The organism is Rhodococcus jostii NBRC 16295, from assembly GCF_001894825.1.
In the GTDB taxonomy this organism is placed as follows: domain Bacteria; phylum Actinomycetota; class Actinomycetes; order Mycobacteriales; family Mycobacteriaceae; genus Rhodococcus_F; species Rhodococcus_F jostii.
Genome location: NZ_BCWY01000042.1, coordinates 23,130 through 37,148, shown reverse-complemented (window position 1 = coordinate 37,148; position 14,019 = coordinate 23,130). Strand labels below are relative to the sequence as shown.

Sequence of the window (14,019 nt, the reverse complement as noted above, 5' to 3'; positions counted from 1 at the left end):
AGCCGGGTAGGACGGGCCTCGGCTTCAGGCGGGGCTCAGATGCGCAGAGGCAGCCGGGTGGCCGGTCGGTGTGGGGAAGGCGCCGCGGATCTGTTCGAACGCGTGGCCGGCGCGAAGAACTGTGGCGTCGTCGAATCGCTTTCCGATGATCATCATTCCGACGGGAAGACCGTTCACCAGCCCTGCCGGCACCGAAAGCGCCGGATGACCGGTGACATCGAATGGGGCGGTGTTCGCGATCATTCCGAGGGCCTTGGTGACGTAGGTGGCGCGGTCCACGTCCCGCCCCGGTAGTTCTGAGGCGACGTAGGGCAGGGTGGGCATGATCAGGACGTCGTAGTTTTCCAGCGCCGAATCGTAGGCGGCGCGGGCGCGCGGCACCAGGTTGCGGGCCTTGCCGTAGCTCGATCCGCCCAACGCGGCGACGCCGTGATGGCCGCACAAGGCGACGAGTTTGACGGTTTCGGACAGTGCATCGGCGTGCTGGATCCGGTGTTGCGCGAAGTACGCCATCAGTTCGGGATCGTAGAGGCCGTCAGCGTTGAGGCCGTAGCCGTTGCCGTCGAGCATCTGGTAGGCGCCCCCGTCGGTGGCGATCACATTCCATACGTGGAACGCGTGCAGGTGCCATGGGATGCTCACCACGTCGACCACACCACCGGCATCGGTGAATCGTCGTGCTGCCGCGCGGACAGAATCATCGACCTCCGGCTGTGAGACCGCGTGCCCGAATCCCTGACTCACGACGCCGATCCGCAGACCCTCGATCCCCGAGTCGAGTTTGGACACATAATCATCCACCACGAGGTTCTCGGGTTGGCGGGGATCGTGGCCGTCGCGGCCGGCGATCACCGAGAGCAGGAGGGCGGCGTCCTCGACCGTGCGGGTGATGGGCCCGAGATGGTCGACAGTGCGTTCGATCGGGAAGGCACCGGTGTAGGGGACCAGCCCGAATGTCGGCTTGTGTCCGACGACGCCACAGAATGCGGCCGGAATGCGGATCGACCCACCCTGGTCGCCGCCGATCGCGAAGTCGACATCGCCGCCCGCGACGAGAGCGGCGCTGCCGCCGGAGGATCCACCCGCCTCGCGGTCAGGATCCCACGGGTTGCGGACCGGACCGGTGGCCGGGGTGAAACTCGAACCGGAAAAGCACAGATCCTCACATACCGCCTTGCCCGCCACGGTGGCGCCTGCATCGAGCAGTCGGGTGACCACGGTTGCATCGCGTGTGGGGACGAACCCCTCCAACGATCGCGATCCGTTCATCATGGGCACCCCGGCCACGGTCACGTTGTCTTTGATCACCACGCGACGGCCGGTCAGCGGCCCACCCGCCGCGGTCGAGATGCTCGTGGTCACGTACCACGCGCCCAAGGGGTTGTCGTTCGCATCAGGTGTCGCGTGATCGCGGGAGGGTGCCGAGGAGGTCTCGTCCGCATACAGGTCGTCGACCACGTCGTAGGAACCGAGCGCGCTATCGACCAGGCTTGCGAACTCCTGCCGATCCGCAGCGTCAAGGTTCATGCCGTAATGAATTGCAGCAGAGCCGATTGCTTCGTCGTCTGGTCGGGTTACTGTCATCTGGTGGTGCTCCTCACGTGACTAGACCTAGCGCTCGAGCTGATTGGGCGTCGCGCAGCATGCCGGTCTGGGGGTGGCAGTTGATGTACTCGTAGAGTTGGTCTTGCATGTCGAACACCGATACCTCGTGATAGAGCCGCAGTTTTGACAGGCCGGCTGCGACGCGGAAGAAGGTGGTGAAGATTCGCAGGTGGGTCGGATGGGATTCTGCCCAGCGCTCGAGTTTGTCGAGTGAACCCCAGTGGCCGATGTTGTAGCTCAGATCGAGATAGTTCCCGTCCAGGTCGATGTTGCGCACGAAACCTGTTGCTGTAGCAGCCCACGGACTCGCCGTTGTCGCGGAGAAAATCCATGCCCTGCTGCAAGGTTGGGAGGATTTCCTCGAGATACAGGGCGCGTTCTTCGGTTTCGGCATCTTTCCAATCCTGGCCGGACCGAATCAGCGCGATGTTGTCGTGGCCCTGCACCAACACGCGGCCACCCGCAGCAGGATCGCCGCTGATCACCCGTAGGTCGCCCGAGGGCTGCATCCAGTCATTCTGGGCGATCGGGAAACGTTCGCGCATCGAACCCCAGTACCCGTGTTCGTTGATCTCGCCGCTGATCCCGTCCATGACGGCACCGACACCGGGGAGGTCGTCTTGGAATGCGTACAGCGTTTCGAATTGTTCGGCCCGCGGGGCTACGATTTCGCGAAAATAGCCAAGTCCCTCTGATAGTCGTTCGTCCGATGCCCACCAGTCGGTCACAGCAGGGCATCGGAGCCAACGGCTGTGCTCAGCAACGTCTTTCCAGTATCCTACGACGATCAGATTCTCGTAGCCCTGATTGTCCGCATGATGGGTCAGGTCGTGGTGCAGTGGGCCGTCGTCCAGATCGAAGCTGGCAACGATGGCGCGCATGGCGGCAAGTGCGGCCGGACGTTGCTCGTCGCCGCGGAACTGCACGCCGAGATACGCCATCACTACCTGCTCCAAGTGCCCGTCAGCACGTCCTACCCACATGGGGAAAGGAGGTTGGTAGTCGTCGGGCACACGCCGGGTCAAAGTCCGCGGACATGTCAGATGGTCGTTGATTGCAGATTCCATGACGACTCCTGATTCATCGAGTGGGGGCTTGCCGAGAACGTTCGGCAACTCGGTCGGATTTGACGCTATATTCTTGTGCCGGTGTGAATGTGACTGCGAGCGCCAGGTTGTTCGGTGTCCTCGTCGTGCGCACCCGCCAAGTGTGCGTAAAGTGCAATCGACCGTCGGTCGGCTCGTACAGTGGCGATTCTGTTCACACCGTCCTTCATGCCGTCCTTCCAACGGTAGGGGCGGATCAACATTCGGAGAAGAGCGATTGCGGCGTCGAGCAGGAGCGGCATGCCACGAGGCGCGATTGCTCGATTGGGGTCCACCGAGTAACGAACGGCGATGACTTCCATGGTTCGTCCTTGTCTACATGACAATCCGGGGATTTCCGGCGTACTCGAACGGTAGGAGCTTCCGAGGTGTGATGTTTGACGCTCAGCGACAGCCTCCTTTGCACTCCGCGACATCGTCATCTCGGGGCGGAGCCACTACCCGCTCTCCGAGTGATGCGTCCCGGCGCGAGGGGGGAGGGCGGGCGTTGATTCTCCATTCCCACCGGCTCCGGGCACAGCGCCACAGACTGTGTCGATCTGTTCCCAGCAAGTCCGGTCGTCGCGAGTTGCTCCACACAGGTTCCCGGGTTTGTCACGAGTGGAAATCGTGTTTCTTTCGCGTAAATAAGTCAGTGCGCGTTGACATGCGGTTTCCCCGCTCCTAGCGTGAGATTCACACGAGGAGAAGGAGCCGTTCATGTCGCCGTTGCCACCGCCTGACGGCGACCGCGTGGATAGCACCTGTCCGGATTGCCCGCCCGCGAACACCCCGGCGATGCCACCCTGGCTGTCGAGCGCAGGGTCGACACCTCAGCATCACCGTGAGGTGGTTCGGACCACTACCCTCGGCACCTGGATCGACACGATCCGCGACACCTTCGTCGCGCTGGATATCAATCCCGCCGAGCCCGCCCACTTCACCGGAGCCGTCCACACCCGCCATTTTGCGCACCTGATGGCTGCCGACGTCACAGCCACATCCCAATCCTTCCGCAGAACAGCCAGGCTTACCAACCGCCACCCACTCGATCTGATGCAGATCGGCATGGTGGTCGCCGGCGAGGGACAGCTCATCCAGGACGGGCGCACCTGCATTCTCGGTCCTGGCGATTTCGCCCTCTACGAGACCTCACGACCGTTCACCTGGAATCTGCATCCGGAATGGCACCTACGCGTGTTCACCTGGCCGCGCTTGTCGGTGTCGCTCACCGAGACCCAGTCGCAGCAGTTGACAGCGCGGACTGTCAAGTCCACTTCCCCTGTGGGACAGCTGCTGTCGCCCATGCTGTCCAACCTCCTCGCCTCCGACGGGGAGGTCTCCTCCGGGGGTGCGATCGGGCTCGCCGGCGGGTTGGCGGACCTGGCCATCACGGCGGCGCAGGAGGAGTGTCAGCCCGAGGATCCGGATGCCAGCACGCGGGAGTTGTACGCGAACATGGTGAGGTACATCGGACAGCACCTCGACGACGCCGACCTGTCTCCGTCCGGGATCGCTCGGGCCTTCTTCGTCTCCACCAGAACCGTCCACAGGTTGTTCGCGCGTTTCGACGCAACCGCCGCTGCCACGATTCGCGAACACCGACTCGAGGCCTGCCGCCAAGCGATGGTGGTCCCCCGCAACACCCCCCGATCCCTGACCGACATCGCAGCCCAGTTCGGGTTCGTCGATCTGTCAGTCTTCAGCAGGGCATTCACGGCGACCTACGGCATCAGTCCGAGCCGCTACCGCGAACAGCACCGATGATCGACGACCGAAAGCCCGTCGCGAGTCGGCGCCCCAGTTTTTTTCCGATCCTGGAAGCAGGATCTTCCTGTCAATCTCCGGTGCAGCCGGTCACAGCATCTCGTCGGTGCAGTCCTGCGCTTCCCGTACCAAGGCGGTCACGCAGACACCGTATCCATACGACGCCGCACCGCCGCCACATGAGCTCTATGTGAGGGCGGGCAGGGCTCCGACGCCGCTGACGAACGCGGACAGCAGCAGCTCCGGCTCGCCGACCGCGCGGATGCCGGGGTGCGCGGTGAGCAGTTCCTCGAGCATCACCCGCAGTTCCGCGCGTGCGAGGTTGACTCCGAGGCAGTGGTGGATGTCCCTGGCGCCGAACCCGAGGTGATTGCCGGCGTTCGGGCGGGTGATGTCGAACCGGCGCGGGTCGGCGAAGACACTCTCGTCGTGGTTGGCGGACAGGTACCACATCACCACCTTGTCCCCTGTCTTGATGTGGGCGCCGCCGAGGTCGGTGTCGACGGTGGCGGTGCGGCGCATGTAGGGCACCGGGGAGGCGTACCGGATGGCCTCGTCGATCGTGCCCTCGATGTGGCTGGCGAAATCGGTTCGCAGCAGCTGCATCTGGTCGGGGTGCGTGCTGAGCAGGTGCAGCGCCCACGCCAATGTTTGTCTCGTGGTTTCGAATCCGGCGGTGATCAGCAGAATGACGAACGAGCCGAACTCGGCCGGGGTGAGTGACCGGCCGTCCACGGTCGCCGTCAGCCGCGACGTGAGGTCGTCGCGCGGATCGGCCTTGCGCCTTTCTCTCAGTTCCAGGGCATATCCGTAGATCTGCCCCAGCCCGGCCGCGCCACCGGGAGCGGTGACGAACTCCTGCCCGCCGCCGGAGATCACATCGCCCGCCAGGTGCACAATCGTCGACCGGTCGGATTCCGGTATCCCGAGCAGCTCGCAGATCACCTGCACCGGCAGCCGGTTCGCGACCTGGGAGACGAAGTCGAACACCGTGTCCTGCGGGACGTCGGCGGCGATCTGCGCGGCGTACGTGCGTATCCGGTCGGTAATGCCGCGGACCGACGCCGCGGTGAACGCCGACTGCACCAGCGAGCGCAGATCGTGGTGGCGGGGGTTGTCCATCGCGATCATCGACATGGCGAACTCGAGAATCTCGACCGGGACGTCATCGATGGTGAAGCCCTTTGCCGAGGAAAACACCTCGGGGTTGCGACTGACGGCCACCACGTCGTCGTAGCCGACCACCGACCAGAAACCCGGGCCCGCGGCTTCGGCGTGGTACACGACCGCAGGCTGGGCACGCAGCTCTTCGAACAGGGCCAGTCGGCCAACGTGACTGCGGTCCCAGAAGGTGCGTGTTCCAGGCGAGATCATCGTGGAATTCGTCACCGGTTCCCCTCGTTTCGGTTGACTCCGATCACAGATATCGGTGACTCTACTGCGGCATCAGCTGGCAAGCCTGGTGTACCCGCTATCGCGGCAGCCGAACTCTGCTCATCGAATTGCTGACGTGGGACAAGAGGTGTGCCTGTATCACCGTCGTGGGTTTGCCTCCTGCGATCGTCCGGTGGCTGCGCGGTATCCGATCAGATAGGTGATCGTCGGACCTGTGTCGGGGTGGAGTTGCCCTGTCTCCCAGACGTAGTCCGGCGAGCGGTAGTCGTGGACGAGTTCTTCGAGCTCCTCCGGTTGGTAAGTACGCAGGTTCGAGACGATGCCATCCCAGATCACTGCGCAGGGTACGACGGGTAGTGCGTACGTGAGGAGAAATCGGCTGAGGCGGCGTGGCCGTAGCGAGGGGGTCGTCAGTGCAAGAAATAGCAGGGCGAGCGGAGGCAGGGACAGCACGGTCGTCCATCGTCGCTCCGTGAACTCGAAGACGCAGATCGCGGACCGCTGACGGAAGGCATCACCGAGTATTCGCTTCGCCGGTAGCGGCGAGAAGTGATGGAAGCTGGTGAACAGGGTGCGCACGCCGTCCAACTCGTCCGGCACTTCGGTGGCGTCAACGGACTCTGAGAGGAAATGTACTGTTGTCCCGAGCCGATCGCACAGGCGCTCAAACGCCGGGAAATTGGGATGCTTGTCGGTCAATGTCAAATTCGTTGATCCAAGGGACTCATCCAGGGCGGGTTTCAGCTCAGCCCAGGGTCCTGTCGCGCCCGAGCACAGATCAACGATCTTGTTGGTCCCCTGCGCCTGAAGCACCTTCGTGATCAATGGCAAGGTTGGGAGATAGACGCTCATGCGGAGCATGAGACTCTGTTGAAGAAAGTCGGTCGTCATGTCGCGAAGCGGGGACGGAAACCATTGCTGATCTTCGAATTCGAACAGATGACGGCGTCTCATCGCGAAGATTGCCTCTCGAATTGGCACATCTCGATCACATTGCCAGGGCGGTTCTCTGCGAGTCGCGCGAAGGTCCCCGTGGCTCTCGCAGCATACCCGCGAACAGCCAGGCCAGGGCAGTGTTTCGCTCGGAGGGTTGATGCCCCGCAGCGAGGGTCCGACGATGGCGCCCACAGTCGCGCTGAAAACGGCGTGCGGGTCGGACGCAAACGCATCGAGTGGATCATGCGGGAGAACGGTCTGCGTGGCGCCCACTTCATCGCGCCGAATCCCGGGCGACCGAAACCATTCCGGTCCACGGCTGGACGCGTTCTCTTGTCAGCTGTTGTCAGGACCGATACGTCAGATCATCAACCACTGTTCAGATCTCGCCCGCGCCAACCGTCGAAATCCATGCAGAAGGATCACTCAACGGGACCACCGATCTCAGAGATCGCTGAATGGTCGCCGGCGCGAACTCTGGCCTGTGTCGTCGATGCCAAGAGCACTGCACCAGGCCACGATGTCGGTGGCCCGTTCCTCAGGTCGAGAACACCCACCGGGTGGCCGTCTTCGGGAAGTCGTCGGTTGCCTGGAAGGCGAAGGCGACGGTCGGACGGACGGTCCAGATCGGTCCCGCGTCGATCGTCTGACCGTACTTCTGCCTGTACGCCTCGGTAAACCCCGTCGGGAGGTCGGAAAGCTCGGCCCGGCCCTCGACGATCACGGCGTCGTCTCCGTCCTCGGCAGTGATGACACAGCGATCGTCTGCTCTGAGGTTGGTAGACTTCACCGAGGTGATCGCGGTCGAAAGACAGTAGACGTCGTCCAGCCACAACCCCCAGAGCGGCATCGCGTGCGGGCGGCCGTCGGGCCGAACCGTCGACAGAACGGAAGTGCGGGCACGATTCAACAGGTCGACGGCCCACCGCCACGGAAGGACGTCCCTCGTGTCCTCAGCGATCCCGTACCCGGGCATGTGCGGCCGTTCGGCCCTCGGCTCCACCATGCAACAAGAATCCAGCATCAACCCACGACGTACCAGCGGAATCACGGCAGCGACCTCGTCGGCCCAGGAAATTCCATGCTCGCGGACATGGAAGATCGTAGGTCGGGTTCAGAGCGGCGAAGTGGGTGTTCACCAAAGGCCCGGAGGTCACCGGCAACGACTGACTTCACCGGCCGACTCCGCCGACCGCGACAGCCCCGCCAGCGGGCGACCGATCCGCGTGTGCCCGCCGGAATCGCACGGCACACGTCGCGGCCCGGGAATCGGGTGCGCCGACACGATGGCGCGGTGGCCTTGCGCTTCGGCTGGTCCCGTCGTGGGTATCCCGAGAACCACATCGACGACACACACCAGGACCGATCCGATGACCTCACATCTGCACATCATCACCGATCATGAAGAGATCCGCCGCTGGACTCAGGCGCATCACGGCGCTCCGGCACGAACGGCGGGGACCGCCGCCCGCTCCGGCGCCCTGCACATCGACCTCGTCGGTGTCCGCGCCGCAGAGCTCGAGCACATCTCCTGGCAGGAGTGGTTCACTGCCTTCGACGAGCAAGGCCTCGCTCTGTGCTACCCGGACCCGCACATTCACGGCGGAACCAGCGCTTGGTTCGAACTCGTACCGCGCGGTGACCCTCGCGTAGCGCCCTGACCCGCGTCGAGCGGCGCACCGCGGTGATCGCCCGCCGCGGTCGGTGTCGGCACGGATAGGCGAAGGCCGCGCTCGGTGCGGTGGAGGGGTCACCGGACGGCCTTGTACGACGGCAGCCCACCGAGGCTCCACTCGATGTCCGTTGCGATGGTCGGCCACACCGGGCACGCAGGCAGTACGCTGCGGCCGTCGCGGGCGGAGTCCACTGCGACCGGACAGGCCCTGGAATTCTGGTGAGAGTCGCGGTGTCGACGGTGGTTTCTCCGGAGTCCGACGGGCTGAATGTCTTCTGTCCGTGTAGTTGTGCTCAGTAGAGGGGGACTAGACTTGTGGTCGGAAGGGCGACTGTTCGCATGAGATGCGGGCCCGGCACCGCGGTTGCCGGTATCGAGCTCGTCGAGACCGAAAATGCACCCTCAGCCATGTCGTGGTGGGTCGGGTTGGCGAGCCGGGCGGGAAGAGGTTTGTGATGAAGGTGACGGCGAAGGCCACCCGCTGTGGCGGTTGGTGGGTGGTGGAGATTCCGGGGGTGGAGGCGGTTCTTACCCAGGCGCGGCGGCTCGATCAGGTTTCCGCCATGGTGGCGGATGCGGTGCATCTGGTCGAGGATGTGCCGGCCGAGGACGTCGAGGTCGTCCTCGACTACGAGATCGGGGATTCGGCGGCGCTCATGGAGGCTCGAGCGGCCCACTTGCAGGTCGAGTCCGCCGCCCACGCGCAGGAATGTGCCGCTCGGGCGTCGCGGGCCGCGGTGGCGCATTTGCGCCGATCAGGCCTGTCGGTGCGCGACATCGGTGTCATCCTCGAGCTGAGCCCGCAACGGGTCTCTCAGCTCGACCGCGCCGGCACGCGGGCCTGACGATGGGCCGAGGACCGGTTCGAGCGACGGGTGCATTCTCCGAGGCGTGATGTCGGTCTCCGAGTGTGTCGCAGGTACCCGTGCTGTTGCTGAGGATTTCGATGTCCGACACCATCACAGTGTTCCTCGCCGGCGATGTGATGACCGGGAGGGGAGTGGACCAGATTCTTCCCTTCGCGGGCGACCCGGAGCTGCGGGAGCGTTGCGTCCGCGACGCACGCGAGTACGTGGCGTTGGCGGAGAAGCGGAATGGTTCGATTCCCCGCCCCGTCGGGTTCGAATGGCCATGGGGCGAGGCGTTGCGGGTCCTCGACGAGGCTGCGCCCGACGCACGTGTGATCAACCTCGAAACGACCGTCACCACATGCGCCCGCTTCGTGTCCAAGGGAATCAACTACAGAATGCATCCGTCGAACGTCGGGGTGCTCGCCGTTGCGCGGATCGATGTCTGCGTACTGGCGAACAATCACATCCTCGACTTCGGTGCCGGTGGGCTCGAGGACACCCTCGACGCGCTGGACCGCAGCGGCGTACGGACCGTCGGTGCGGGGCGCGCCGCGGCGCAGGCGTGGTCGCCCGCGGTCGTGCACGCTGGGACGGGCAGCAGACTGGTGATCTGGGCGGCGGGTATGTCGTCGAGCGGGGTGTCGCCACACGGTGCGGCTGGGGGTAGCCGGCCTGGCGTCGCCTACCTTTCGGAACCCACGCGCGCCGAGGCGGACCGTGTGCTCGACCGGACGCGGCTGATGCGGCGGGACACGGACGTTGTGGTGGTATCTCTGCACTGGGTGTCGAATTGGGGATACGACGTGCCGGATGCGTACGTCGAGTTCGCGCATCGGCTCGTCGACGGTGGCGTCGACGTGGTCTTCGGGCATTCGTCTCATCATCCGAGGCCAATCGAGATCTACCGTGGCCATCCGATCTTCTACGGTTGCGGCGACCTGATCAACGACTACGAGGGCATCAGGGGACACGAACGCTACCGCGATGACTTGCGTCTGCTCTACCTGGTGGTCCTCGACGCACGCACTCACGAACTGCTCGAGCTACGAATGGTGCCGATGAGGTCTCGGCAGATGCAGCTGCATCGCACGCCGACTGGCGACACCGAATGGTTGCGGCGGGTCATCGACGAGATCAGCCGCGGCTTCGGGACCCGCATCGACGCGGCCGACGAGTTCCTCGTCGCCCGTGCGGTACACGAGAACCCCTGAGTTGCGGGTGGTGTGCGCGCGGCCGGGTGCGTCAAGCGTAGCCTTTCGGGTCGTGTTGTGAATGATATTGATAATCAATCGATTTCGATATTCGTTGGATGGGACGTGTGCGCAGAACCCACACGAACCGGGGGGTTACGTCGTCGGTGGGACAATGAAGTGTCGTCACGAAACACGCGCCCGTCGAGGAGGCGCACACGCGGTGAAATCACGAAACGTAGGTCGGCGCCTCGACCGCGTCCGCGCGATCGACTGGAACCGGGTGCCCGATGCGACGGACGCCGCGGTGTGGGATCGGTTGACCCGCAACTTCTGGCTCCCGGAGAAGGTGCCGCTGTCCAACGATCTTCGCTCCTGGCAGACGTTGACCCGGGCAGAGCAGCAGCTGACCGTCCGGGTGTTCACCGGGCTGACGCTGCTCGACACCGCCCAGGCCACGGTGGGGGCCGTCGCGATGATCGCTGACGCCGTCACTCCGCACGAGCAGTCGGTGCTGACCAACATGGCATTCATGGAGTCGGTGCACGCCAAGAGCTACAGCTCGATCTTCTCCACCCTGTGCTCGACACGGCAGATCGACGAGGCGTTCACCTGGTCGGAGGAGAACGCTCACCTGCAACGCAAGGCGCAGATCGTCCTCGACTACTACCGCGGCGACGATGCGCTCGCACGCAAGGCGGCCTCGGTGATGCTCGAATCGTTCCTGTTCTACTCGGGGTTCTACCTGCCGCTGTACTGGTCCTCACGAGGCAAGCTCACCAACACCGCCGACCTGATCCGGCTGATCATCCGCGACGAGGCGGTGCACGGGTTCTACATCGGCTACAAGTGCCGGCGCCGGCTCGAGCGGATGCCCGTCGGCCTACGGGCCGCCCACCACAAGTACACCCACGAGCTGCTTCACGCCCTATACGAAAACGAGGTCGGGTATGCGCGGGATCTGTACGACGAGGTCGGCTGGACCGAGGACGTGCTGCCGTTCATGCGGTTCAACGCGAACAGGGCGCTGGCGAACCTCGGCTACCACGCCGTGTTCCGGGACGACGAGTGCCAGGTGAATCCGGTGATCGTCGCTGCCCTGGACCCCGGAGGCGGGGAGACGCACGAATTCTTCTCCGGTGCCGGCAGCTCGTACGTGATCGGCAAGCACCAGCACACCGAGGACGCGGACTGGGACTTCTGACCCCGCGTGCCGCCCGTTGCAACGGCGGCGGCCCGACACCGACTCGGGGCATCCGGTCGCAGCACTGAGGAGGCGGCAAGTCACTGCGCCTTCGAGAATCGATCAATTGGACAACGCGTCACGATTGCGGCCGCAGCAGCGCGGCGACGGTGCCGGCGGCGGCGGGTTCAGCGAGGTAGGAGCCTTGGGCGAAGTCGCAGCCGCAGGCGTGGAGGGTGTCGAGTTGGGCCCGGGTTTCCACGCCGTCGCCGATGACTGTGGTGTCGTAGGCGCGGGCGATGGTGGTGAAGGCGGTGACGACAGCTTCGGGGCGGCGGCCGGGGAGTGCGGTGATGTAAGACCTGTCGATCTTGAGGGAGTCGAATATCGGGTATCGGATGAGATACCCGAGTGGGCCGTGTCCTGTGCCGAGGTGATCGAGCAGCAGTACGACCCCCAGCTCGTGGAGCGCGGTCAGGGCGGCGACCGTGTGGGTGGTCACCGACGCCGACGCGGTCTCGCTGATCTCGAGGCCTAAACGGTGCGCGGGCAGCCCGGTGTCGGCAAGGATGTCGGCGACCTGGTCGGCGAACGCGCGGTCGCGCAGTTGCACGGTGCTGACGTCGACGCGGATCCCCACGTCCGTTGGGTGCCAGGCGGCGGCCTGCCGGCAGGCGGTGCGCAGCGCCCACGAGCCGAGAGGGCCGATGAGGCCGGTCCGTTCGGCGACGGCGACGAATTCGGTGCGGCTGATGCTGCCGAGAGTGGGGTGCGCCCACCGGGCCAGGGCCTCGACAGCGGTGACAGCGCCGCGCCGTAGGTCGAAGATCGGTTGGTAGAGCAGGGTCAGCTGGTCGTTGTCGAGTGCGGTGCGCAGGTCGGTGGACATTCGCAGGACTCGATCGGCGTCGTAGCTGTCGCGGTCGTCCGGGTGGTAAAGCGCGTGACCGCCGGCGCCGGTGCTCTTGGCCCGGTACATCGCCAGATCGGCGCGCCGGATCAGTTCCTCGGCGGTGCAGGTGGGGTCGGAGACGGCGATGCCGATGCTGGCGCGCAGCGGCACCGGGGTTCCGGTGGAGTGGTCCGGGGTGCGCAAGGCGGTGGTGATCCGGTCGGCCAGGACGGTCGCCGCGTCCGCGGTGCCGATGTCCTCGCAGACGAGGACGAACTCGTCGCCGCCGAGGCGGGCGACGGTGTCGGCCGGGCGGACCGCCCCGGCCAGCCGCCGCGCGAGCCGGATCAGGGCGGCGTCGCCGTGGGCATGGCCGAGGCTGTCGTTGACGATCTTGAAGTCGTCCAGATCGACCAACAGCAACGCGAGCAGGGTGCGATCGCGGTGGGCGGTGTGCAGGGCGGCGGTGATCCTCCGATACGCGGCGGTGCGATTTGGCAGCCCGGTGAGTGGGTCGTGCAGGCTCTGATGCCGCACCCGGGTTTCGGCGTCGATCCGGCCGATCGCGGCGGACAGCACCGCGGCGACCGCGCGCAGGAACGCGACATCGCGGTCGGTGTAGTCGCGGGGCCGGGCGCTGTGCACGGTGAGCACCCCCCACCCGGCGGCGTCGCCGATCGGCACACTGATGCCGCTACGCAACCCGCGCCCGGCCATCGTGGTGGTGGCGAACCGGGTTTCCCGCTCCCGGTTCGGGCAGATCACGATCTCCCCGGTGGCCACCGCGTACCCCGGTTGGGACGCCGGGCCGGCGGCGAAGGCGTGCGGGGTCGGGGGTTGTCCTCGGTAGGCGAGGACCTCGAGCGCGTCGCCGGTGTCGGTGATCCGGGAGATCGAGGCGCACTGCACACCGATCAAGGTGGCGGCCGCGTCGACGGCGGCGGGCAGCAGGGTGTCGAGGTGGGCGTCGACGGCGAGCTGGCCGAGTTCGGCCAGGGCGTGTTGTTCGCGGGCCCGGTGCGCGGTCGACTCGAGTGCCTTCCGGAATCGGCGATCCTGGGTTGGGCGGTCGCGGCGGTCGCGCGCTATCGTGGCGATCACCGCCGGGCCGGCTTCCCCGTCGCACACGGTAAATGTGGAGACGGACACCGGGATCGGCGCTCCGGTGCCGAAGTGCCGTAGCTCGCTGATCCCCTCCCAGTGCCCGTGGCGGGCCAGCTCCGCCTCCACGACGGGCGTCTGGGCCAGTCCGGCGTCGGTGAGGAATTCGGCGGTGGTCCGGGCGTGGGCGTCGGCGGCGTCGCGCAGGCCCACCAACCTGATTCCCGCCGGGTTGAGAGACAGGATGCGGCCGGAGGCGAAGTCCGACACCATCACCAGGTCCGGCGCCCGCTCGAGCACCGACCGCCACAGGTCGGGATCGGCCGAGTCGAACCGCAT

General features: G+C 65.5%; 10 protein-coding genes and 1 pseudogene. 5 read left to right on the top strand and 6 right to left on the bottom strand.

Translation table 11 applies throughout. From position 1 onward, the window contains the following. Positions 1 to 24 precede the first annotated feature (24 nt). Positions 25 to 1,584: an amidase gene (locus RJ1_RS25315; RefSeq protein WP_073365004.1), complete on the bottom strand. Its 1,560-nt coding sequence runs from the start codon at positions 1,582 to 1,584 to the stop codon at positions 25 to 27. A 13-nt stretch (positions 1,585 to 1,597) separates the two neighbouring features. Then, positions 1,598 to 2,672, bottom strand: a pseudogene (gene oxdA / locus RJ1_RS48895) (aliphatic aldoxime dehydratase). 738 nt (positions 2,673 to 3,410) lie between these two features. Here oxdA and RJ1_RS25300 point away from each other — a divergent pair. Beyond that, positions 3,411 to 4,457: a helix-turn-helix domain-containing protein gene (locus RJ1_RS25300; protein ID WP_073365001.1), complete on the top strand. Its 1,047-nt coding sequence runs from the start codon at positions 3,411 to 3,413 to the stop codon at positions 4,455 to 4,457. 186 nt (positions 4,458 to 4,643) lie between these two features. Here the strand turns inward: RJ1_RS25300 and RJ1_RS25295 are convergent, their stop codons facing one another. The 3 genes from RJ1_RS25295 to RJ1_RS25285 form a co-directional block, all read right to left on the bottom strand. Continuing rightward, on the bottom strand, positions 4,644 to 5,831 hold the full coding sequence (locus RJ1_RS25295; protein ID WP_073365108.1) for a cytochrome P450: 1,188 nt from the start codon (positions 5,829 to 5,831) through the stop codon (positions 4,644 to 4,646). A gap of 159 nt (positions 5,832 to 5,990) precedes the next feature. Next, complete coding sequence (locus RJ1_RS25290) at positions 5,991 to 6,704, bottom strand: class I SAM-dependent methyltransferase (protein WP_143048852.1); 714 nt, start codon at positions 6,702 to 6,704, stop codon at positions 5,991 to 5,993. Between the two features lie 622 nt (positions 6,705 to 7,326). Beyond that, positions 7,327 to 7,794, bottom strand: coding sequence for a pyridoxamine 5'-phosphate oxidase family protein (locus RJ1_RS25285; RefSeq protein WP_073364997.1), 468 nt, complete (start codon positions 7,792 to 7,794; stop codon positions 7,327 to 7,329). A 364-nt stretch (positions 7,795 to 8,158) separates the two neighbouring features. On the opposite strand from RJ1_RS25285, the gene RJ1_RS25280 reads away from it, so the two are divergent. The 4 genes from RJ1_RS25280 to nrdF all read left to right on the top strand — a co-directional run bounded on the left by RJ1_RS25280 (position 8,159) and on the right by nrdF (position 11,708). Next, a complete protein-coding gene (locus RJ1_RS25280) occupies positions 8,159 to 8,449 on the top strand; it encodes a hypothetical protein (protein ID WP_073364995.1) in 291 nt (96 codons plus the stop codon). 469 nt (positions 8,450 to 8,918) lie between these two features. Beyond that, positions 8,919 to 9,308 (top strand): hypothetical protein, encoded by a 390-nt coding sequence (locus tag RJ1_RS25275; RefSeq protein WP_073365106.1) that lies wholly within the window; start codon positions 8,919 to 8,921, stop codon positions 9,306 to 9,308. A gap of 101 nt (positions 9,309 to 9,409) precedes the next feature. Then, positions 9,410 to 10,525 carry a CapA family protein gene (locus tag RJ1_RS25270; RefSeq protein ID WP_073364993.1) on the top strand — a complete coding sequence of 372 codons (1,116 nt, stop codon included), beginning with the start codon at positions 9,410 to 9,412 and terminating at the stop codon, positions 10,523 to 10,525. 202 nt (positions 10,526 to 10,727) lie between these two features. Then, positions 10,728 to 11,708: a class 1b ribonucleoside-diphosphate reductase subunit beta gene (gene nrdF / locus RJ1_RS25265; protein ID WP_073364991.1), complete on the top strand. Its 981-nt coding sequence runs from the start codon at positions 10,728 to 10,730 to the stop codon at positions 11,706 to 11,708. 118 nt (positions 11,709 to 11,826) lie between these two features. Here nrdF and RJ1_RS25260 read toward each other — a convergent pair whose 3' ends face one another. Then, positions 11,827 to 14,019 carry a putative bifunctional diguanylate cyclase/phosphodiesterase gene (locus RJ1_RS25260; protein WP_073364989.1) on the bottom strand — a complete coding sequence of 731 codons (2,193 nt, stop codon included), beginning with the start codon at positions 14,017 to 14,019 and terminating at the stop codon, positions 11,827 to 11,829.

What these genes read in the sequence shown, in the direction of transcription:
- RJ1_RS25315 (WP_073365004.1), bottom strand. Translation starts at nt 1,584, where the DNA reads ATGACAGTAACCCGACCAGACGACGAAGCAATCGGCTCTGCTGCAATT.
- RJ1_RS25300 (WP_073365001.1), top strand. Translation starts at nt 3,411, where the DNA reads ATGTCGCCGTTGCCACCGCCTGACGGCGACCGCGTGGATAGCACCTGT.
- RJ1_RS25295 (WP_073365108.1), bottom strand. Translation starts at nt 5,831, where the DNA reads ATGATCTCGCCTGGAACACGCACCTTCTGGGACCGCAGTCACGTTGGC.
- RJ1_RS25290 (WP_143048852.1), bottom strand. Translation starts at nt 6,704, where the DNA reads ATGAGCGTCTATCTCCCAACCTTGCCATTGATCACGAAGGTGCTTCAG.
- RJ1_RS25285 (WP_073364997.1), bottom strand. Translation starts at nt 7,794, where the DNA reads ATGGTGGAGCCGAGGGCCGAACGGCCGCACATGCCCGGGTACGGGATC.
- RJ1_RS25280 (WP_073364995.1), top strand. Translation starts at nt 8,159, where the DNA reads ATGACCTCACATCTGCACATCATCACCGATCATGAAGAGATCCGCCGC.
- RJ1_RS25275 (WP_073365106.1), top strand. Translation starts at nt 8,919, where the DNA reads ATGAAGGTGACGGCGAAGGCCACCCGCTGTGGCGGTTGGTGGGTGGTG.
- RJ1_RS25270 (WP_073364993.1), top strand. Translation starts at nt 9,410, where the DNA reads ATGTCCGACACCATCACAGTGTTCCTCGCCGGCGATGTGATGACCGGG.
- RJ1_RS25260 (WP_073364989.1), bottom strand. Translation starts at nt 14,019, where the DNA reads ATGCGGTTCGACTCGGCCGATCCCGACCTGTGGCGGTCGGTGCTCGAG.